This is a genomic window from Epilithonimonas zeae (assembly GCF_900141765.1).
GTDB lineage: Bacteria > Bacteroidota > Bacteroidia > Flavobacteriales > Weeksellaceae > Epilithonimonas > Epilithonimonas zeae.
The window spans coordinates 2,012,587-2,032,973 of sequence record NZ_FSRK01000001.1; the positions used below are offsets into that span (position 1 = coordinate 2,012,587).

Annotated in this window: 15 protein-coding genes; 2 read left to right on the plus strand and 13 right to left on the minus strand. The window is 32.7% G+C overall.

Translation table 11 applies throughout. The annotated features are described in order from the left end of the window. Window positions 1-7: 7 nt before the first annotated feature. Window positions 8-3,616: a response regulator gene (locus BUR19_RS09260; protein WP_074235057.1), complete on the minus strand. Its 3,609-nt coding sequence runs from the start codon at window positions 3,614-3,616 to the stop codon at window positions 8-10. Window positions 3,617-3,623: 7 nt separating this feature from the next. Then, a complete protein-coding gene (locus tag BUR19_RS09265; RefSeq protein WP_074235058.1) occupies window positions 3,624-5,090 on the minus strand; it encodes a hybrid sensor histidine kinase/response regulator in 1,467 nt (488 codons plus the stop codon). 208 nt (window positions 5,091-5,298) lie between these two features. Here BUR19_RS09265 and BUR19_RS09270 point away from each other — a divergent pair, with 208 nt between their 5' ends. Both BUR19_RS09270 and BUR19_RS09275 read left to right on the plus strand, forming a co-directional pair. Beyond that, on the plus strand, window positions 5,299-7,491 hold the full coding sequence (locus BUR19_RS09270) for a B12-binding domain-containing radical SAM protein (protein ID WP_074235625.1): 2,193 nt from the start codon (window positions 5,299-5,301) through the stop codon (window positions 7,489-7,491). 26 nt (window positions 7,492-7,517) lie between these two features. Further along, window positions 7,518-8,216 (plus strand): DUF1826 domain-containing protein, encoded by a 699-nt coding sequence (locus tag BUR19_RS09275; protein ID WP_074235059.1) that lies wholly within the window; start codon window positions 7,518-7,520, stop codon window positions 8,214-8,216. A 97-nt stretch (window positions 8,217-8,313) separates the two neighbouring features. Here the strand turns inward: BUR19_RS09275 and BUR19_RS09280 are convergent, their stop codons facing one another. From BUR19_RS09280 to BUR19_RS09325, 11 genes are all read right to left on the minus strand, one after another. Further along, window positions 8,314-9,258 carry a HipA domain-containing protein gene (locus tag BUR19_RS09280; RefSeq protein ID WP_074235060.1) on the minus strand — a complete coding sequence of 315 codons (945 nt, stop codon included), beginning with the start codon at window positions 9,256-9,258 and terminating at the stop codon, window positions 8,314-8,316. Next, window positions 9,251-9,586, minus strand: coding sequence for a HipA N-terminal domain-containing protein (locus BUR19_RS09285; protein ID WP_074235061.1), 336 nt, complete (start codon window positions 9,584-9,586; stop codon window positions 9,251-9,253). The genes BUR19_RS09280 and BUR19_RS09285 overlap by 8 nt, the downstream gene beginning before the upstream one ends. Further along, complete coding sequence (locus tag BUR19_RS09290; protein WP_074235062.1) at window positions 9,583-9,795, minus strand: helix-turn-helix domain-containing protein; 213 nt, start codon at window positions 9,793-9,795, stop codon at window positions 9,583-9,585. Before BUR19_RS09290 ends, BUR19_RS09285 begins: the two co-directional genes overlap by 4 nt. 343 nt (window positions 9,796-10,138) lie before the next feature. Continuing rightward, entirely contained in the window at window positions 10,139-10,831 is a 693-nt protein-coding gene (locus BUR19_RS09295; RefSeq protein ID WP_074235063.1) for a hypothetical protein, read from the minus strand. A gap of 43 nt (window positions 10,832-10,874) precedes the next feature. Continuing rightward, window positions 10,875-12,176 carry a hypothetical protein gene (locus BUR19_RS09300; RefSeq protein ID WP_074235064.1) on the minus strand — a complete coding sequence of 434 codons (1,302 nt, stop codon included), beginning with the start codon at window positions 12,174-12,176 and terminating at the stop codon, window positions 10,875-10,877. Window positions 12,177-12,250: 74 nt separating this feature from the next. Further along, a complete protein-coding gene (locus BUR19_RS19210; RefSeq protein ID WP_262494430.1) occupies window positions 12,251-12,379 on the minus strand; it encodes a hypothetical protein in 129 nt (42 codons plus the stop codon). Window positions 12,380-12,624: 245 nt separating this feature from the next. Continuing rightward, a complete protein-coding gene (locus tag BUR19_RS09305) occupies window positions 12,625-12,981 on the minus strand; it encodes a hypothetical protein (protein ID WP_074235065.1) in 357 nt (118 codons plus the stop codon). Between the two features lie 248 nt (window positions 12,982-13,229). After that, entirely contained in the window at window positions 13,230-13,874 is a 645-nt protein-coding gene (locus BUR19_RS09310; RefSeq protein ID WP_074235066.1) for a DUF4391 domain-containing protein, read from the minus strand. Between the two features lie 8 nt (window positions 13,875-13,882). Beyond that, window positions 13,883-17,113 carry a helicase-related protein gene (locus BUR19_RS09315; RefSeq protein ID WP_074235067.1) on the minus strand — a complete coding sequence of 1,077 codons (3,231 nt, stop codon included), beginning with the start codon at window positions 17,111-17,113 and terminating at the stop codon, window positions 13,883-13,885. 3 nt (window positions 17,114-17,116) lie between these two features. Beyond that, entirely contained in the window at window positions 17,117-18,955 is a 1,839-nt protein-coding gene (locus BUR19_RS09320; protein ID WP_074235068.1) for a DUF262 domain-containing protein, read from the minus strand. Then, complete coding sequence (locus BUR19_RS09325) at window positions 18,945-20,378, minus strand: DUF262 domain-containing protein (protein WP_074235069.1); 1,434 nt, start codon at window positions 20,376-20,378, stop codon at window positions 18,945-18,947. The genes BUR19_RS09320 and BUR19_RS09325 overlap by 11 nt, the downstream gene beginning before the upstream one ends. Window positions 20,379-20,387: the final 9 nt, after the last annotated feature.

Below are 20,387 nucleotides of genomic sequence, written 5' to 3' on the forward strand. Positions count from 1 at the left end.
TGAAAAATTAACTTTCGTATAACCAAACTCGTAATAATGATAATAACTGGTCGATATCCACAGGCTTGGAAATGTAATCCGATGCACCTGCAGCCATACATTTGTCCCTATCGCCAATCATAGATTTGGCAGTAACAGCAATAATTGGAAGTTTCGAAAATTTTGGAAGTTTTCTGATTTCCCGAATTGATTCATAGCCGTCCATCTCCGGCATCATCATATCCATTAAAACCACATCGATATCAGGATTTTTTTCAATTTGTTCTAAGGCCTGTTTGCCATCCATAGCCAAAACCACTTCTACTTTATACTTCTCCAATGATTTTGTTAATGAGAAAATATTTCGGGCATCGTCATCGGTAATCAGGATCTTTTTGCCACTCAAAACTTCTGTCAATGATCCCAGAGTTTTGCTTCTGGATTCTTCTGCATTATTTTTCTCCTCAACCAAGTGTAAAAACAATCCAACTTCATCTAAAATCCTCTGGTATGAATGTGCTGTTTTCACAACAATAGAATCTGCATATTGTTTGATTTTCAGTTCTTCTGCATTGGACAAACTGTGCTCTGTGAAAATGATGATTGGCAAGTTCTCCAGACCTTCATAACTTTTGATTGATTCTACAATCTCGTATTCTCTGCCTTTGAAAGCGCCTATGTCCAAAATCACACAATCGACTCTATTAGAAACCAAAGCATTAACACTGTCTTCCACATTATTTTCTACCGATAACGAAATGTTATAATTACTCAAAAAGAAAGACAAAGCTGTTGCGTGTTTCGCATTTTCTTCTACAATCAGGACTTTTTGAGGTGATTTTCTGATGACTTCCTCTATTTTTTTAAAAACGTTGTTCATTTGATCCAGAGCCACAGGTTTACTGATAAAATCAATGGCACCTTTCATCAGACTTTCCTTTTTAGCGCGCATTACAGACATCATATGCACCGGAATATGTCTTGTCTCATTAATTGATTTGAGATCATCCATCACTTGCCAGCCATTTTTTACAGGCAGTTGTATATCTAATAAAATTGCGGATGGACGATATTGTATCGCAAAAGGAACGGCTTGATCGCCTCGCACAGAAACCACAGCTTTATAATTTTGTTTTCTGGCATATTTCAGTAAAGCTTTTGCAAAATTGGTATCATCTTCTACAATCAAGATCACTTTATCATCTTCTGTGATAGAGTTTCTGTCGTCTTCTATATCTTTTGGAATTTCTAAAATCGGAGTTTTCAGTAATTCAACAGGATCTTCTTCGCCCAAAATAGTCTGGATTTTTTCCACATCATCTTTTATGACATCTACCAAATCCTGATTATTATCAAAATGAATGACTTCAGCCGGTTTCACAGTCGGAATTCTGAAACTAAATTCGCTTCCTTCATTCACCTGACTGGTTACTGATAATTCTCCACCTAATAATCTTGCAATCTCACGGCTGATTGATAATCCCAAACCTGTTCCTCCGAATTTCCTTCTCGTAGAACCATCGGCTTGTTGAAAAGCTTCGAAAATAATATTCTGTTTCTCTTCCGGAATTCCGATTCCTGTATCTTTCACAGAGAATATAATTGAATTCTGATTCTTCGGATCGTTTTTAATATTAAGGTTAATACTTCCTTTCTCTGTGAATTTGATAGCGTTGGACATTAGATTTCTCAAGACCTGATCCAAACGCAGTCTGTCGGTTTCTATATTTCTTTGAACATCTTCGTCCACATTAATATTGAACTGAAGTTCCTTTTGATGAATAATTGGATTAAAGAGATTTCGCAAATCTTTTACCACTTCTTCTAACGAAACGTCCTGATGTTCCAAAGTCATTTTCCCTGATTCGATTTTGGCTAAATCTAAGATTTCATCAATCAAAGTCAATAAACTAGTTCCAGAGCTTTGGATCACCTTTGCCGATTCGATTTGATCTTCGTTTAGATTTTCATCCGGATTTTCAGCCATTAATCTTGAAAGCAAAAGAATCGAGTTCAATGGAGTTCTCAACTCATGAGACATATTTGCAAGGAATTCTGATTTGTATTTGGTGCTTAAAGCCAATTCCTCAACTTTTCGCTGAATTTCTGCATTACGTTCACCAATCAAATGATTTTTTTCTTCCAGCAAAGTAGAACGTTCTTCTAATTCTAAATTAGATTGTAGTAATTCCTCCTGCTGAACCTTCAACTCTTCTTCAGAAGCTTGTAATTTTTGAGTTTGCGCTTCCAGTTCTGTGTTCAGATTTTCTAATTCAGAATGCTGAACCTGTAATTCTTCTGCCTGAGTCTGTGTTTCTTCCAACAGACGTTGCTCTTCTTCACGACTTTTTGCAACATTCAGGGCTATACCGATATTTCTGCAGGCTTCTACAAAATATTCAACTTTATCTTCATAAAAATTAGAAGTTGAACTCAGTTCCAAAACACCATAATTATAGCTTCCGGAAATAATAGGCATCAACAAAATATTATTAACATTGATCTTACTACCAGCAAAACTAATAGCAATATTATCATCGTTAAAATCATTAAAGACTTTCAATTCTTTATTTTGAAAAACCTGTCCAACCATACCTTCACCAGGTTCGAAAATTTTTTTCATATGATCTTCCAAACCATAGGCTGAGCTGAGCTTCAATCTTCCTTCTTCATTCAAATAAATTGCACCGTTGATACAGCCGCCGTAATCGATTAAATTCTTCAGAGAATCTTTGGTGACTTCCTTCACGGTTTTGTTTCCAGACAAAGAATCATTCAGTAACACCAAACCTTTTTGTCGCCATTCGCTCTTATTAATTTTATCGAATGAAGTTTTGAGAGAGTCCGTCATATGATTGAGAGACTCTACCAAATCGCCCAAATCATCTTGCGAATTATCCACTGCTTTTTGACTGTAATCTCCGTTGGAAACTCTGTTTGCAATCTCTTTTATTGCACTTACACGTCTAGAAATTTCCAAATCTTTTGCAGTAAGTTCTTTTTCCAATTTATCTCTTCGGATCAGATCTGACTTCAGCTTTGCATAGAAAGAAGCGGTAACAATAACTGCTGCAATGGCCGATAAAATGATGAACAAAACTGTCATATTGGACGATCTTGTCAAATCAATATTTTTAATCTCCAACTGTTGCTCTTCATATTTCACAAACTCGGCAACCAGATTTCGACATCTGTCCATATAGATTTTGCTGGTCAGGATTTGCTCCTGAGTCATCACCAATCCATGATGTTTGTTTTCTACAAATTGCTTAAGATTGCTGATATTAATATTACCATTTTCCTCCAGTTTATTGAGACGATCCAGTTGAACTTTATCATCAATATCCAAAGCTTTTGCTTTTTCTATAGCTTTAGAAAACTCAACCAAACTCTTGTTATAAGGTTCCAAGAAAGTTTCTCTGCCGGTTAGCTGATAACCTCTGTTTCCTGTTTCCGCATCCAAAAGCGCTACCAAAACATCCTTCACAGCTGTGATAGAACGTCGGCTTGCAGAGAGCTTTTCTCTGTTGTCCATTTGTTTTTGGATACTCCAGTAAGAGGCTACGGAACTGGCAATTAATATCAAAAGTGACAGCCCGACTCCTATCTGAAGATTTCTGATAATTTTCTTTGGCATAAAGAATTTAGTTTAATGGTAAGGTGAAATAAAATGTAGAACCTTCTCCCAGCTCGCTGGAAACACCGATTGTCCCGTGGTGCTGATTAATAATTTCTGAACAGATATAAAGTCCGATTCCCAGACCTTGAAACTGTAGAGACGATTCTTCAACACGATAAAACTTCTGGAAAACATATTCCTGTTTGAAATCCGGAATCCCAATCCCAAAGTCTGTTACGCTAATTCGAACTTCTTTTTCGTCGGTAAAAGTGGTGACAATAATCTGATGATTTTCAGGAGAATATTTGATAGCGTTGGTTAAGAAATTAATCAAAACCTGCTCTATTCTTATCTTATCCAGCGGAATCATAAAATCCGGCTTCACACCGTGACGTTCGATTTTAACATCGCTTCCACTCGTATGCAGAATCGTTTCAAGAGCATTTTCCAGAACCTGATTCAGATTTTCCGGTTTTTTATTAATCTTTAATTTTCCGTTCTCTATTTTGGAAACATCAAGCAAATCCGTAATCAAACTATTAAGTTTATCGATTTGGTCTAATGTTTTTTGGACGTACATTAATTCAGAATTTTCGTCGTTCTGCTTTAGTTTACGACTTAGTAATTGAGTGTAAGCTTTTATACTTGTCAAAGGCGTTTTCAGCTCGTGGCTGGCAATACTTAGGAACTCGTCTTTTTCTTTCTCGATTCTTTTTTGATCATCGATATCGGTGAAAGTTCCTACCCAATTTTTGATATTTTCACCTTCAAAAACAGGCGACATTCTCAGCAAATGATAGCGGTAAGCTTGATTTTTGATATTCTTGATTCTGATTTCCAGCTCCAGCGCTTTGCCTCTTTTTCTACATTCTTCAAATTGCTCTCGGATATTGTGATCGTCTGGATGAGTTTCCGGAAAATCTTTTTCATTTTCAGAATATTGATACCATTTACAATTAACAAAATCGACTTCACCATTTTCATTCAAGGTAAAAGCGATTTGAGGTAAAGCCTGCAACATTACATGAAAATGATCAATCTGAGATTTCATGGTTGCCTGCGCTTCCTTTCGTCCTCTATTTTCCAGCTCCAGATTGTGCTGTGTTTTCTTCATCGCAAGATTGTTCTCCTGCAGATTGTAAAACGTTTTTGCTTTTAATAAAAGAATGTCTGGATCAACGGGTTTGGTAACATAATCTTTACCTCCGGATCTATAGCCTTGGGTAATAAATTTTTTCTCGATGCTGACTGCCGAAAGAAAAATGATCGGAACATCCTTGGTTTTGCTGTAACCTGATAAATTTTCAGCAACTTCGAAACCATCCATATCCGGCATCTGGACATCCAGAATTACCAAAGAATAGTCATTTTTAAGCGCTTTCCCTAAAGCTTCTTCACCTGAAAGTGCTGTATCTACTTCAAAATCATTGGACTCTAATAATTTTTTTAAAGAAAATATATTATTGGGATTATCATCAACAATTAAGACCATAAAATTTTAAAATGAACTGATTATTATATTTCATTTATGTAGTTATCAAAAATACTTACAATATTCCAATAAAGCATTATTTTTATAAAATCAACATAAATAAACTCGAAAAATTAGCCTAGCAAAAACACAGCCAACTTTGCTTATTTATTACAATTTTTTGTGATTCATCAATTTTCACATGCTTATCTTTGCAAAAATTTTTCTTTTGAAAGACATTCTTCTCATTACTCCGCCTTTTACCCAACTGAATACGCCCTATCCCGCGACGGCTTATATTAAAGGTTTTCTTAATACCAAAAATATATCCAGTCACCAGATAGATCTTGGGATTGAAGTGATTTTGGAGTTATTTTCCAAGAATGGACTTCAGAAAGTTTTCAATGTTTCGATTGATCTTTATAATGTTTCTGAAAATTCTCAAAGGATATTTGCCCTGCGAGAAGAATATATCAAAACCATAGATCAGGTGATTCTTTTTTTACAGAATCAAAATCCAACTTTGGCGAGACAGATTTGCTCTATGAATTTCCTTCCGGAAGCTTCCCGCTTCAATCAGTTGGATGATATGGAATTTGCTTTCGGGAATATGGGTTTGCAGGATAAAGCAAAACATTTGGCAACCTTATATTTAGAAGATCTTTCCGATTATATTGTGGAGAATATCGATTCCGATTTTGGATTCAGCAGATATGCCGAAAGATTGGGGAAAAGTGCTAATTCTTTTGATGAATTATATGCTAAAATCAATAATGCCAATAGTTTTATTGATGAAATTACTTTAGACATTTTAAAGAAAAAACTGGAATTGGTTCAGCCAAAATTGGTTTGTTTTTCTGTTCCTTTTCCTGGAAATTTGTATTCTGCTTTCCGATGTGCCAAGTTGATTAAAGAAAACTATCCTCACATCAAAACCGCAATGGGTGGCGGTTTCCCAAATACTGAATTAAGAGATATCAAAGATAAAAGAGTTTTTGAATTAATAGACTTTATCACATTAGACGACGGCGAATTGCCACTTGAATTGGTTTACCAGAATGTTTGTCAGACTGAGAATCTAGAAGCCGAATATAAAAGAACATTCCTTCTAGAAAACGGAGAAGTTACTTATAAAAACAATTCAAAAAAACACGATTACAAACAAGCCGAAGTTGGAACACCAGACTATTCTGATTTGCAATTAGACCATTATATTTCTGTGATAGAAGTTGCCAATCCGATGCACAGCTTGTGGAGCGATGGCCGATGGAACAAGCTCACAATGGCACACGGCTGTTATTGGGGGAAATGTACATTCTGTGATATTTCTTTGGATTATATCAGAATTTATGAACCTATTTCTGCCAAAATTTTGGTGGACAGAATGGAAGAACTCATCCAAACGACAGGTGAAACCGGTTTCCATTTTGTGGACGAAGCAGCGCCTCCAGCCTTGATGCGAGAAGTAGCTCTGGAAATTCTAAGAAGAAATCTCGTCGTGACTTGGTGGACGAACATTCGATTTGAAAAAAGCTTCACACAGGATCTTTGTTTTTTGTTGAAGATTTCAGGTTGTGTTGCGATCTCTGGCGGATTGGAAGTGGCGAGTGACCGATTATTAAAACTAATAGACAAAGGTGTTTCCGTAGATCAGGTGGCAAAAGTGACAAGAAACTTCACCGAAGCTGGGATTATGGTTCACGCTTATCTGATGTATGGCTACCCGACTCAGACCGTTCAGGAAACGGTGGATTCTCTCGAGATGGTTCGACAATTGTTTGAGATGGGGATTTTGCAAAGTGGTTTTTGGCATCAGTTTGCGATGACCGCGCATTCTCCAGTGGGACAAAATCCAGAAGAGTTTGGTGTTACACCTATCAAGCAAGAGATTTTGTTTGCCAACAACGATATCGATTTTGTTGATAAAACAGGCATCGATCATAGTAAATTCAGTTTTGGACTGAAGAAATCTTTGTTCAACTATATGCACGGGATTAACTTCGAAATGCCTTTGCAGGATTGGTTTGATTTCAAAATTCCGAGAACTACGATTCATCCGGATTATATCCACGACAGTCTTTTGGAGGAAGAAAACTTCGCCTTCAAACCAAATTCCAAAATTATTTTTCTGGACAGAAATGTGATTGCTGAAGATTTTGTCAAAACCAAAAAAGGCAATTCCTACAACTTAACGAGAATCACTTTTCACCTGAAAACCAACATTCTGAAGATAGAATTGGAAAAAGAAAAAGCCGATTGGCTTATCTCTGTTTTGCAGGACAATTCTATAGAAAACGCAAAGAAAATCACGCTTCAGCAACTCAAAAATCAATATGAAGAACATTTGGAGGACTTCGAGTTATTCTGGTTTTCAAAACCGATACAGCAGTTGAAAGAGAACGGGATTATTCTGAGTTTGTAATTATACGTTCATTTTATACTATTAATATGTCTGATACATTTTCTGACCATCATCAAATCAAGACCGTTTCAACTTTCAAGGAACTTGTAGAAACAGAGTTTCAAGGTAACAACAATGCTATCTGCTGGCAAAGAAATCTGGTTGGAGATTTTGGAGAAATTGTTTCCAAACTTGAACTGAAAGAAAACATTACAGAAGTTTCTGTTGAAGATTTAGAAAGTCTTACACTTTCAGAAAATGGTCAGCTTGCCAGAGAAATCATCATCAATGATTTACAATTATTAACTGATTTTGGCGCTTCGCCGTCACTTAATTTACTTAAAAATTACGAGCGTGATGATGAGTTCAATTTCATCTCAACAGATGTCTATTCTTATCACGTAGACCGCTCACCTATCGCTACCAGTACATTTCTTTGCACTTATTTTGGTGCAGCAAGTGACATTTTACCTAATGATCAGGCAATCCAAAAAATTCTAGTTCCTGAAATCCGTGAAAAACTAAAAGAGCTACACGATGGCAAAGAGGAAGATTTTGAGGCTTTTTTGAAGGAGTATTATTTTGATTTACATTATCAGCCGAAAGCCAATGTGCATCCCATCAATCTCGGTTTGGGAAATCTCTGGCGTTTGTCCGTAGATCATCCGGAACAGACAGTGCCACCGTGTGTCCACCGTGCACCTGTAGAAAACAAGGACGAATATCGGTTGCTTTTGATTTGTTAAAAAGCTAAATTACTTTCCGATACAGAATGTAAAGAAGTCTTTATCAATGGTACTTTACGAAGCTTAAGATGTACAAAAGTGGTACATAAAATTTCATTTAAACTTTAAACAATTGTATCCTTTGCTGTAATAAATCTTTATATATTTTTTTCTTTTCTTGATCAAGGAAAGAAATACTTATTAATTCCATCATCTTTTCTTCCGCCTTTATAAATCTTTCAAAAATATTTTTTATCTGTCTTTCAGATAAACCGAATTTCAAACCTAAATTGATAAAGTCAGCTTTTGTTAATCGGCTCTTCTTCCCTCCAATTGTCAATGCTGTTTCTTCTTTATCTTCCGGTAAATGAAGTTGGACATTAAGTAAATCATAAGCGGGCGAAAACACCCAATCTTCACCTTTCAAAATCATAGAAAAATTCTTGAGGTGCATATCATTATTTCCAGTGAGGTAACTAAAAACAGTTACTTCATAAAGTCGTACAACATCAAGTAAGGTATTAGAAGAATACTCATTCAAAGCTTTACCCACTTTCTCCATAGAGCTTTTATACTTATCAAACGCTTCTGTTATCTGAAACATATCCAGCATATGAATTTTCCTATTAGAGGATGCTCTATCAATTCTTTTGGTTATGTAAGAAAGTTCCCCTGATTTCAATCTTATCAATGAAGAGGTTACAGTTTGGATTCCTAATAATTCTGCCAATTTCATTGTCAAATGCTCGTTTTCCGGCATTTGGGGGAAAATTATATTCTGAGGTTTCAAGATGTAATTTCCACCTAAAGCTTCTAGAACCGTCAATCTTCCTCTAGTTCCATCTTCTAATTTTTCTTTTATAAAACTCAAAGACAATTTGGGTTGTACACCCGGTACAGAGATAGATATTTCTATGACTTCCTTAGCTAAAAGTTCCATTTCGCTCAGAGTGTAATTAAGCAGTGGAGCTGTTTCTGTTCCAAATATTTTTTTACTGCATTTTTTATGAAAGTCAATCTCGTTGTCTTTCAAAAGCTGATAACAAAAAAGACACTTACTCATCAGTAGATAAATCTAAAGGTTCAACACTCACTGACCCGATACAATTTTTACAACAAGCTAAAAGTAAGCCCATCCGATCATTCTTATTAATTTTCCAGTTATCAGAGGCAATATCCAAAAGCCACCCTTCAGGAATAAGTCCTTCAAAAAAAGGAAATAATCTTTTGTCTTTGTACACTTTGTCAGTTACAGGCATAGAAAATGTCAGAAACTGTTTAGGATATTCTTTAATATAAGAAGATTCATAGGCGAATGTATATTCGCCATCATTAGTTTCTGTAATGATTCCTGCAAAAATATCATTGTAAAAAACTTTTCCTTGTCTCATTCTTCAACTTCTTTAGCATTCATTGGAATAAGCTTACTACCAAACATCAAAAGAACCTGATTGACCTTTGCTAGACTCAAATTATCTTTTCCTTGTTCTATTTTACGAACTACAGTAAGAGCAACTCCTGTTTTATCAGCAAATTCTTCTTGAGTCAAATTAGCTTCTTTACGTTTTTGCTTTACAAAATTTGACAAATTGGTATACATAATTATATGCTTTTACATCGATTACTATGCAAAAGTATAAAAATATATGCAAATAGATATAAAACAAGAACAAATAGATAAATTATATTTAAAAACATATAATTTAAAAATTAAAACTTGTATACAATTTTGTTTAGTAATCGAATATTTTTGGAAATATACAATCGTACTACTTTGTCCATCTTTTAAACTACTATATTTTAAGCAGATGTAAAGATAATTAGTACATTCGCTTCACAAATTTTATAAAAGGGAAATTTTTCTTGTTAGCTATTTAATAAACATTTTAAATTTCATACAAAATATCTCTGAATTTTATCAAAAATGACTAGGAAATATTTAATTATCTAATATTATTAAAAGTTTTAATATTTTCTATAATTGGTAAAATGATTGATGGTAACAAGTCATCCAAAACCATTTGATAATCAACAATTACTCGAGTCATAACACCAACAACTTTTATGAAAGACGGATGTATAATGTATTTTGAACTATAATTAGCTGTTAAGAAATTAAAAATAGCTTCTGCAAAAACACCCAGCTCCGACTGTTGATAACCATCTTTTTGCGCAGCAAATAACAATGCTCCTAAATATTCTTTGTCATCAACAGTAAAAGTATAGATGTGATGTATCTCTACTTTTAAGCTTAAAGCTGCTATTTCAATTACTCCGCTTTTTCTTGCTTTTGAAAGAATTTTAATTTCTTCTGTAGGCGTTATACTTCTAAAATCAAAATCCTCATAATTATATAAAATCTGTAAATTCCTATCGTACTTATCCCTTGTTCCTTTGTTTAATTTGGGTGAATAATCATTTATTATATCGGTAATTTTGTCAGAAATAAAACGGTTATCATTTTCTCTGAAAGCATTATTTAAAGCACTGATGCTCCGAACCCAATAGTCACCACCTGAACTTTCATCATTTTCTTTTACAATTTTTTCTTTTTGTAAATTGATAAGGAAAGTACTTTTCCTTCTCTCGGTCAGACGTTTAAACGTTACTAAATCCTTAACTCTAATATCTTTCATCTTTTATAAAACATTCTAAATCTTAATTAATATTCAATTATTATTAATAATTGTTCTTACCATACAAAAGCGTATTAGAAATGATATATCTAAGTTTAAATTTTAAATCATAATCCATATCTATCATTTCAGCCTTTTGACAAATTTCAAGCAACTTTGCTAAGTTATCAATGTGCTGAGAAGCACTTCTTTCAAATAATTTTTTCAACTCTGTAATTCCTTTAAATGGACTATTATTACTAATAACTTTTTCTTCTATTTTCGCACGTAATTCGTCGGGTGATTTAGTTTTGACAAACCCTTTAAAATCCTTTACATAATCATCTACTAAATATATAACAGATTCTATGTTATCAAAAGTCTTCAAGACCTTCTCAATTCCGGTACTATGACTAGCGGACATTTTATATTTAATCTCATTGTCATTAAATTTTGGAAATAGAAGAATTTTACGTTCATCATTTTGCAAGGGTGTAAGTTTTAGAGAATGAGTAAATGAAAGTGATCTGTCCCCTAAATCATTATTTTTTATTAAAATAGAAGAAGTGATAAAATTGTCTATATCATCAATGTATACAGGATTACCAGTTGAAATCACCATATCAAATTTGGATTCATTTAACGATAATGAACTTATAGAAAAGTTTACACCTTTCTCCTTAACCATCATTTTATGCAGAGATAGAATAGAAATTACAAAACTAAAAGCAATTCCATATTCATAATAACTATCAGAAGTTATACTTCTAAGAAAGTAATTTTCATTCTTATCTTTAAGAAAGCGAAATTTTCGTTCACTTTGCGATAATGGATTCCTTTCATATTGTTTCTTCCAAGAATTATTAACATCTTCAATAAGAATGTTACGATCTTTAAGATTTCCAATACTTCTCGCATTACTTGATTTCAAATAGTTAATATACTTTGAAAGTTCTCTATCCTTATAAAACATAGAAACAGAATCATATTCTGCTTTTGCTCGTAATGCAGAATATACCACACCATCTTCATCAAATAATGTGTCAAAATCAAAAAATAATTCTTGCTTCTTATCAAATTCTTGAGAGTGAGCAACAAAAGTAGTCACTTGATTATTAACGGATTTAAGATTTAAATATTCGTATTTGGAAGTTATATATTCAACATACATATAACATAAATCAACATTATCGATTTGAATATAAAAATCTAAAGAACTTAAGCCGTGATGATTAATAATAGCATTTTTAATTTTTTCGTCCTCTATTAAGCTTAAAAGTTTTTCTGCTTTAATTTTATTTTGAGAATTCTGTTTTTCGAAAGGTGGAACAGTAACCTGTACAAAGGGTTTCTTAAAAATTTCCATTTACTTATTCTTTTTAATTTTGTCATATTAAAAAGTGCTTTTTATACGGAAGCACTTGGAAACCTTTTTGCCAACTACTTCTTCTTTTCTCTTTGACTTAGAGCACTTGCGGCAACTGTTTTTGATGCTTTGGATGTTCTTCCGTCTCTCAAGATTTTTGAAGCTATTTTGGCAACTTTTAGTGAGGTTGCTTTTTTTGCCATTATCATTTTTTTTCTAATGAATCACTTTATTACTGTAAGTAATTGGAACAGTGAAGAAATTGGCATACTTTGAAAGCAATAGACAAAATTTAAAATGTTAAAGTGTTTCAATAATGAATCATTTTAATACACAATTTGTACATTTGCGCAACAAAGCAGGATAGTTGGCATCTTCAAATACCAAATTATCTCTTTGTACAAAACCAAGAAGTCCCAGGAACCGTAGGAAGTTTAGGACTTCTTTTTTATTTTATTATAACTCGCTTATTTAGCTTGTAAATATTTTCCTTTTCTGTTTTTCGTATATCAAAGATTGTTGTATTATCCGACTTATAATCTATCTCTAAATCCTCTAGTAAGCTTTTAGCAGTTATATAATAGTAATCTCCTGCTTTAGCTACATTAAAAGTTTCTTCATCAGAATACTTACACATTACAATAAAGAAATTTTCCTCTTCATCATAACCAAACTTTGCAAATTTATTTTGCTCTAATCCCAAGATTTCCATCGCCCCCTTTGAGAAGCCCAATTTACCTGTCTTATGCACTGTAATTTTTGCTATCGCATTTGGTTCTTTAGGTTTTATTATCTTCAATTGCATAACCTAATAAATTAATTTAGACAAATATACAGTTTTTTACAAGACACTTGTATTTTAATTTATCAACTTACTAACAATTATCAATTTTTTAATACTTATTGTGGAAATGTTTATATTTTTTTTATTTGTGTCCTTGACTAGTGTATTTGAAAATATTTTTTTTCCGATTAGCTATTGCGTATTTTTCGAATTCATTTAGTTAGTATCATTTGACACTTCTTTTAAAAAAACTAAAACTATAGATCACTTTAACTTTTTATACTGCTCGTCATTTCACCCATCAATAATTTCAACCGTAAATTCAATTCCACTTTTTTATTAAATTGTTTACACCTTAAAATTTCTGATTTAATTTTTTCAATCTCTTTCTTAATACTATCTATATTTTTTTCTATCTCAATAATTTCCTGAAGATTTTTTGAAGCACTAGTATCACTTACAAATTGAGAACAAAAATTTTTGTAAACCCAATCCAAATTATTTTTAAGTTCAACACAAGGTGATAATTCGTTTTCATCATTCCAATCTGTAGAAAATGTATAGTCAATTACTGAATTGTCATCATTGGTTGGGTGGGAATGTTTAGCAGAGGTTGAGATATAAAATTCATTATTAAATCTAACATTGAAAATAATTTGATACGGAATTGCTTTATCAATAATTAGAAGTAAATCCTTAATGTAAAGCTTTTCTTTTAACTCAATTTCGAAAATTTGTATTTCTTGTATATCTTTTCCTGCAAGGTTTATGGTATCTTGAGATAATTTATTAGCCCAGGTTATTCTTAAAATCTTTTCGCTAATTATCTTTTTCTGCTTCGAGTTGGTGTAAGTATCAAAAGCATTTTTTGGAATTACTTTTTTTACAACAGTCGATTTGGGTAGATCAAACATTCAGTAATTTATTTTACAATTAAAAACGAGATTAATTTAAAATCCTCAATACCCTTAAACTTTTCTTTCATCACGTTGGTACCGCCAGATTTGAATAAACTCAAAACTTCTTTTTCATCTTCAGTTTCTAAAATAGTAGCGATGGATTTCTTTAATAATTTTGAATAAACTGACATATTATGATACTCTTCAGTTTCTTTGTTAAGTTCCTCACACAATGCAGTAATAGGTTCTTTTACTCCTTTACATAACATCCGAATAGCATCCAAGATTTTCTTAGAATCAATATGATTAAACAATAACTTCCCCTCATCACTGATATAAACTAAATAAAAAGGATGTAATCGATTTAGCTTATTGATATTGATGCTTTCGTTAATGTTCTTCAAAACGTATATCACTCCAGGTTTCAAAATTTCTGTAGAACGAATAACTGCGTGTATTCCTTCTGGGATATCAACTAGTTCTCTATATTCCTTAATGAAATTGGATAAATCGATTCTAAAATCATTTAGTCCTAAATCTGTTATATCAATTCCTTCTCGTAAATCTTCCAAGTCTGTAACTTCATCTTGTAGTTTTTTCAACTGAATTTTACGGTATTCCAAATCTTTTTGATTCTCTTTCAGAATATTATCATCAGCTGTACTTGCCATATCTGAAATAAGCATCCTATCTTCGACTCTTTGTTTTAAATTAATATAATTATCTAATGTGATATCGGGCCAAAAGTTGACCAAGGTAATCGTTTCGTTGGTCGAGCCAATTCTATCTATCCTTCCAAAACGTTGAATAATACGAACTGGATTCCAGTGAATATCATAATTAATCAGATAATCACAATCCTGTAAATTTTGCCCCTCAGAAATACAGTCCGTAGCTATGAGAATATCAATTTCTTCATTAATTGTTGGAAAGATCAAGTCTTTACCTTTAGACTTAGGAGAAAAACAAGTCAATAATGCATTAAGTTCCGTAGGTATAGTTTTAGCAGTTGTAACTCTTCGTGATCCCGTAATTAAAGTTGTATTAATTTGAAATTCATCTTTAAAAACCTTACCTATATTTTTATACAGGTAATCTGCAGTGTCAGCAAATGCCGTAAAAATAATAACCTTCTTATTATTAGCATTAAGCGGATTTTCTACTTTATTCTTAATTGCCGAAATAAGTTTCTGAAGTTTGTAATCTACTGATGGAGTTACTATATTAACTTTCTTTAGAAGTTCATTCAAGGTACTCAAATCTTCTTCCAAATCCTCTTTCCATTGCATCCGGTCAATATCCGCAAGATGAACTTTTACTTTTTTTCCAAAAACATTTTCTTCATCTCCCCAATTAGCGTCCCAGTCAAAGTTTTCATCTTCTGTATCAAACTGAGGACTGAACAAATCCTCCAAACCATCTTTTGACAAAGCTCCTATAGTTTGTTCTATTTGAGAAACAATCCCATTAGTTGTAATTCTGAATGAATCTATGGAACTTTCAATTCGTTTCAGTAGATTAATTCGCATCAGAATCTTCAAGCTTTTTTCTCTGTCTACCTGCGTCAGCTTTCCACCTTTAGTTTGCTTATCATAAAGTTCCGCATACTTGGAAACCTGACTTGGCAAAATATATTTCAATGGTGTATATACGGAAAGATTCAACTGTCCTAATAATTCAGCTATTTCCACATAGGTTAAAGAATGATTTTCCGTTAGAGGACTTTCTATAGAAACTGGTATGTTTCGCTTTGGGAATTTACCTATATCACTAGTATCATAATAAGTTGTAATATGTTTTCTGGATCGGGCAATGGTAAGAGAATCCAATATCTCAAAAAAATCAAAATCTAACATATCCAAAAGCTTTTCTGTAGTTCTTTCAGATAAATCTAGTTTTGTCCAAACGTTAAATGCTTTCTGAGTTCTTTTGAAAATACTGTCAATACCTAGTTCTGTGTCTAACTTCTCATCAATAATTTCTGAATTACCTTCATAAGCTAATGCCAATTGATTTTTAAGGTCATTGAATTTATTGTTTACGGGCGTTGCAGAAAGCATCAATACTTTCGTTTCAATACCTTCACGCATTACCTTTCTCAATAACGCCTGATAACGGTTTTCTTTTTCTGAATAAGTTAAGCCCGCATTTCTGAAATTATGTGATTCATCAATCACCACCAAACCGTAATTTCCCCAATTGACATTCTCTAAATTTCTTCCATTACTCATTCCTTTATCTCTCGACAAATCGGTATGGAACAGCAAATCATAATTAAAGCGGTCTTTAGCTAAAATATTGGTTTTATCATTATGGCGGTAGGTATTCCAGTTGGCTTCCAGTTTTTTTGGACAAAGTACCAAAACATCTTTATTACGCATTTCATAATATTTGATGATTCCCAAAGCTGAAAAAGTTTTCCCTAAACCAACGCTGTCTGCCAAAATACAGCCTTTGTATTTTTCCAGTTTATTGATGGCACCAATCACAGCATCTTTTTGGAAATTAAAAAGCTTATTCCAGACTACAGTATCTTTAAAACCAACTTTATCATCAGGGAGATTATCAATACTTAGGTCATCCAAGAAGTTATTGAAAATATTATACAACGTAATAAAATAGATAAACTCTGGACTGTTATCCTTAAAAGCTTTCTCAAAATAATGCTGTACTTTTTCAGTAACTTCTTCCAGATTCTCATCATCTTCCCAAACCTGATTAAACCAATCCAAGTATGCTTTACTGTTAGGGAATTCTGTTTTTTGGATCAACGTAGGAAACCCTTTTATAGGTGTGATTCCCAAATCTGCGGTTGTGAAACTGTTGATACCATTCCAGGCAAGCGAAGACTCCTCTTTATCTGATGAATGAATCATTCCCTGCATTGGATAGTTGGTCTGCTTATTAGATTTAAAAGTAACCTTATCTTTTACCCATTGACTACACTCTTGAGCAATGGCACGCTGCGTGAGTTGATTTCTCAATCTCAATTCAAATTCGCCACCACAAAGATCTGCTTCTTTAAAAAGATGTGGAATGAAAAATTTTGGAACTTCTTTCTTCAAATTCTCTTGCAGAAAACTGGGAGATGTAAAGATAAACCGCAACTCATCAACTCCTTGCAGTTCTTTTCGCAGTGCTTCAAAGGCATAAATCGAAAATGATGATGCTGCAATGGCAAGTTTGCTTTTCTTTTTGATGTTCTCTTTGAGATCATCTACAAGGCGGGTGTTGATGTTGTCGATTAGTTTCATTACTTAATTTGAAATGATTAAAATTCTCTCTCTGTTTTCTAACAAATCTGCTACTTCAATTCTATGATTTGAAATTTCTTCATTACCCCATTGCTTGTGTCGATTTGTAATATCGTAAATTATTTTCTGTTTTGGAGGTAGATTTGTCTTGTAATACTTACCATCAATGGCAGCTTTCCCAGTGGGATGCTCATTATTCATTTTAGAATTGGAACTTTTGCTTACCAAACAAAGATTACCCAGGTTATCAAGCAAACTTTCATTAATTTCGTTCTTATAAGACTGAGGAAGATGATGTTCAACTGAATTACGATAAGTAAATTTAAAATCAGAAGGACTTTGAACCCAATACAAATAATCAATAAAATTGAATAAAAAATGCGGGACTTTCACTCCTTCATCAAATTTCGCAGAATCTATTTTTCCATCAAAATGGTTCAATATAATTTTATCAACAAAAGACTGAAGTTTGATATTTTCAATATTAAACCTTTCTCTATCGGAAAAGAAATTCAGTATTTCCTGTAACCAATTTTTATATTTTCTGTTTCTGAATGTAACTTGTAAAAGTGAAATTGATTTGATAAGTCTTTCTTGGTCGTTATAAGAATTTTTATACTTTAAGCTAGTAGAAATTTTATTTTCTACTTTGGAGTAATCATAACGAGTAGGCTTCTTTAGTGTCCATTTATAACTTTCTTCATCCCTATCATCGTCTGTAGACTTTACAATAAACCTGTCAAAAACAGTACGATAGTAAAGTAAATCATTAACAAAGTCTTTTGCATCTATTATATTTTTCAAACTCTCATACACAGTAATGAGGTCTTTCTCATTCAAAGGGATTTCTGTTTCATTTCCATTATCATAATAAGTTTGATATTTTACTTTAAAAATATGCATTAAGAAATTTGGAAAATCAATAATCGATTGGTCTTTTCCGGAGTCATCAATATCTTCAATCTCAACTGAAGTAAGTTTCTTAGTCGTATTTTCCAATGCTTGATTGATTGAAAATCCGCTCTTAAAATAAGATTCTTCGTCCTCAAAATCTACTTTTCTTATATGATCATAATTTTCTCCAAAGTATTTCCGTCTTTCTTCAGATGAAAATAATTTCTGAATATGAGTATCCATCTGTGAACAGGCATCCCATATTTTAGAAAATTCATCTTGTTGTTTCTCAAAATAATTGCCATCCTTATCTTTCAAAGTTTCTATAAGATAAGATTTTAGAATTTCGTGTTTCTGCAATTGTTCGCCACGATTATTCATTATTTCAAAGTAATTAGCAACATCTGTATCTTGTGGAATTTCTATACGGACAAGAACTACATTTTCAAAAACAAACTTTCTGAACTGCTCCAAACCCTCTATATCATAAAGTCTTTTCTCTATATCCTCATCAGGATTTACAATAGATTGCTGTAGCAAATCTACAGCATTAATCAAATGAGAGACTTTGTAATCAAAAGTAACTTCCGTTGTTTTTCCATTTCTATAATAAGAATCAAAAAAAGACTCTACTTCCGGTCTAGATTCGTAAAAGAGCTTTGGCTCTTTTACAAGATTCAATATTTTTAGTAATAGAGATAAGGTAGTCAAACGCTGTTGCCCATCAATTACCTCATATAATCCGTCATTCCTTTTGAGAACCACTAAACTCCCAATAAAGTAATTTAAAATTGGATTGGTTTTAGACTTTTTAAAATTCTCATACAAGTCCTGAAGCAACTGTTCTATTTCATCTTGCCCCCAAGCATAATTTCTCTGATAAAGAGGAACTATATATTTACTTTGAAAAATTTGTTTTAAGCTTTTATTTAGATTTTTAGTTGACATTATATACTAAATTGAAATCAGTTAATTTTACTTTATTTGAATCAAAAGATTCCAACTTTATTTGTTGTTCATCAAAAAACTCAATCACTCTTTTAACACCTTTTTTACAAACTACTTTCTTATTTGCAATTTTTTCCAAATGAATTAAATCAGAATAGGTTTGAGCATTTTCTATGATATTGAATACTTTGTTGTGAACAGGATAATCTGCAACACTTGCGTATCTTACTTGTTCCCTTTCAAGACGAAGTCTGTAAACCAAGAGATATAAAATCTTATGATATTTCTCAACACCTTCTTCTCCAAACTTATCAAACATCAGCATTATCAATGATTTATAAAGTTCAAATAGATATTGATCTCCATCACGATGCGAACCTAAATATTTACAATTCCTTTCAATAAACTTCTTGAACTCTATCATTTCATTATACTCAGAATGAAAAATCCTCTTGTAAATTTCAACGTAGGTTTCTGTATAATCAAAAAAATCTTTTCCATTAACAATATTTTGGTTGAGTAAAGCAAATGGACTGATATTTTCAGGTGAAGATTGCTTGAATCGTGACTTAACACCATTTACAGTTATACCCAGTGAGTTTAAATAATGTTGCACTACGTACTGCAACAATGCTTTATTTTGATATGGAAAATCAATAGGATGATTCTTACTAACATTAATTCCTTTAAACTCTTTAATTTCTTTTTTACTAAATTCTGATGCTGTTTCCTTTCGGCTCCACAATCGTGTTCTATAAAGCTGTTCATTAATAAGTTGTCTAAGTAAATCTGAAACTTGCTTGCTTTCCTTATTCGATTGATATCTTGCAGCGCCTTCCCAGGTTTTGTCACAAGCAATTTTTTCTTCAAACGTATTACTTTCCATCGCACGAATATGATATGCTTTTAAAAGATTATAAGCTTCTAACTCTTTTCCACGTCCGTTTTGAGAATCAAACATTTGAAATGCTTCAGACAGATCCCTTACCCTAATCTCTACAAACTCACAATATTCTAAAATATACTTTGCGAAACTATTGGCATCGTTTCCAAAATTTTCTTGTAACCAAGAATCAATAAAACGCTTATTGTTAATAATTGCGTTTAATGAATCTTGATGCTTGTATTGCAGTGACTTTCTTAAAGCGGAACCGATTGGACTTCCTAATGATTTTAGAATGAGTAAAATAGTGGTAATGCGCTGTTGACCATCAACAATATTTAGTTTTGAGTCTTTGTTATTAAGAATGACACTGCCAATTCTGTAAGAACTTTTTCCTTCTTTCCAGCTATGGGTAATATCCTCTAGTAATAAACGTACATTGTTTTCTGTCCAGCGATAAGGTCTTTGGTAGTTTGGGATTTCCATTTGGTCATCCAATACTTTGATGACCTTTTTGATTTCAGCAGTTATTTTTTCCAAGTTATTAGT

Coding starts and splice junctions, on each gene's coding strand:
- BUR19_RS09265 (WP_074235058.1), bottom strand. CDS start 5,090: ATGGTCTTAATTGTTGATGATAATCCCAATAATATATTTTCTTTAAAA.
- BUR19_RS09300 (WP_074235064.1), bottom strand. CDS start 12,176: ATGGAAATTTTTAAGAAACCCTTTGTACAGGTTACTGTTCCACCTTTC.
- BUR19_RS19210 (WP_262494430.1), bottom strand. CDS start 12,379: ATGGCAAAAAAAGCAACCTCACTAAAAGTTGCCAAAATAGCTTCAAAA.
- BUR19_RS09260 (WP_074235057.1), bottom strand. CDS start 3,616: ATGCCAAAGAAAATTATCAGAAATCTTCAGATAGGAGTCGGGCTGTCA.
- BUR19_RS09305 (WP_074235065.1), bottom strand. CDS start 12,981: ATGCAATTGAAGATAATAAAACCTAAAGAACCAAATGCGATAGCAAAA.
- BUR19_RS09275 (WP_074235059.1), top strand. CDS start 7,518: ATGTCTGATACATTTTCTGACCATCATCAAATCAAGACCGTTTCAACT.
- BUR19_RS09315 (WP_074235067.1), bottom strand. CDS start 17,113: ATGAAACTAATCGACAACATCAACACCCGCCTTGTAGATGATCTCAAA.
- BUR19_RS09285 (WP_074235061.1), bottom strand. CDS start 9,586: ATGAGACAAGGAAAAGTTTTTTACAATGATATTTTTGCAGGAATCATT.
- BUR19_RS09290 (WP_074235062.1), bottom strand. CDS start 9,795: ATGTATACCAATTTGTCAAATTTTGTAAAGCAAAAACGTAAAGAAGCT.
- BUR19_RS09310 (WP_074235066.1), bottom strand. CDS start 13,874: ATGTTTGATCTACCCAAATCGACTGTTGTAAAAAAAGTAATTCCAAAA.
- BUR19_RS09295 (WP_074235063.1), bottom strand. CDS start 10,831: ATGAAAGATATTAGAGTTAAGGATTTAGTAACGTTTAAACGTCTGACC.
- BUR19_RS09280 (WP_074235060.1), bottom strand. CDS start 9,258: ATGAGTAAGTGTCTTTTTTGTTATCAGCTTTTGAAAGACAACGAGATT.
- BUR19_RS09320 (WP_074235068.1), bottom strand. CDS start 18,955: ATGTCAACTAAAAATCTAAATAAAAGCTTAAAACAAATTTTTCAAAGT.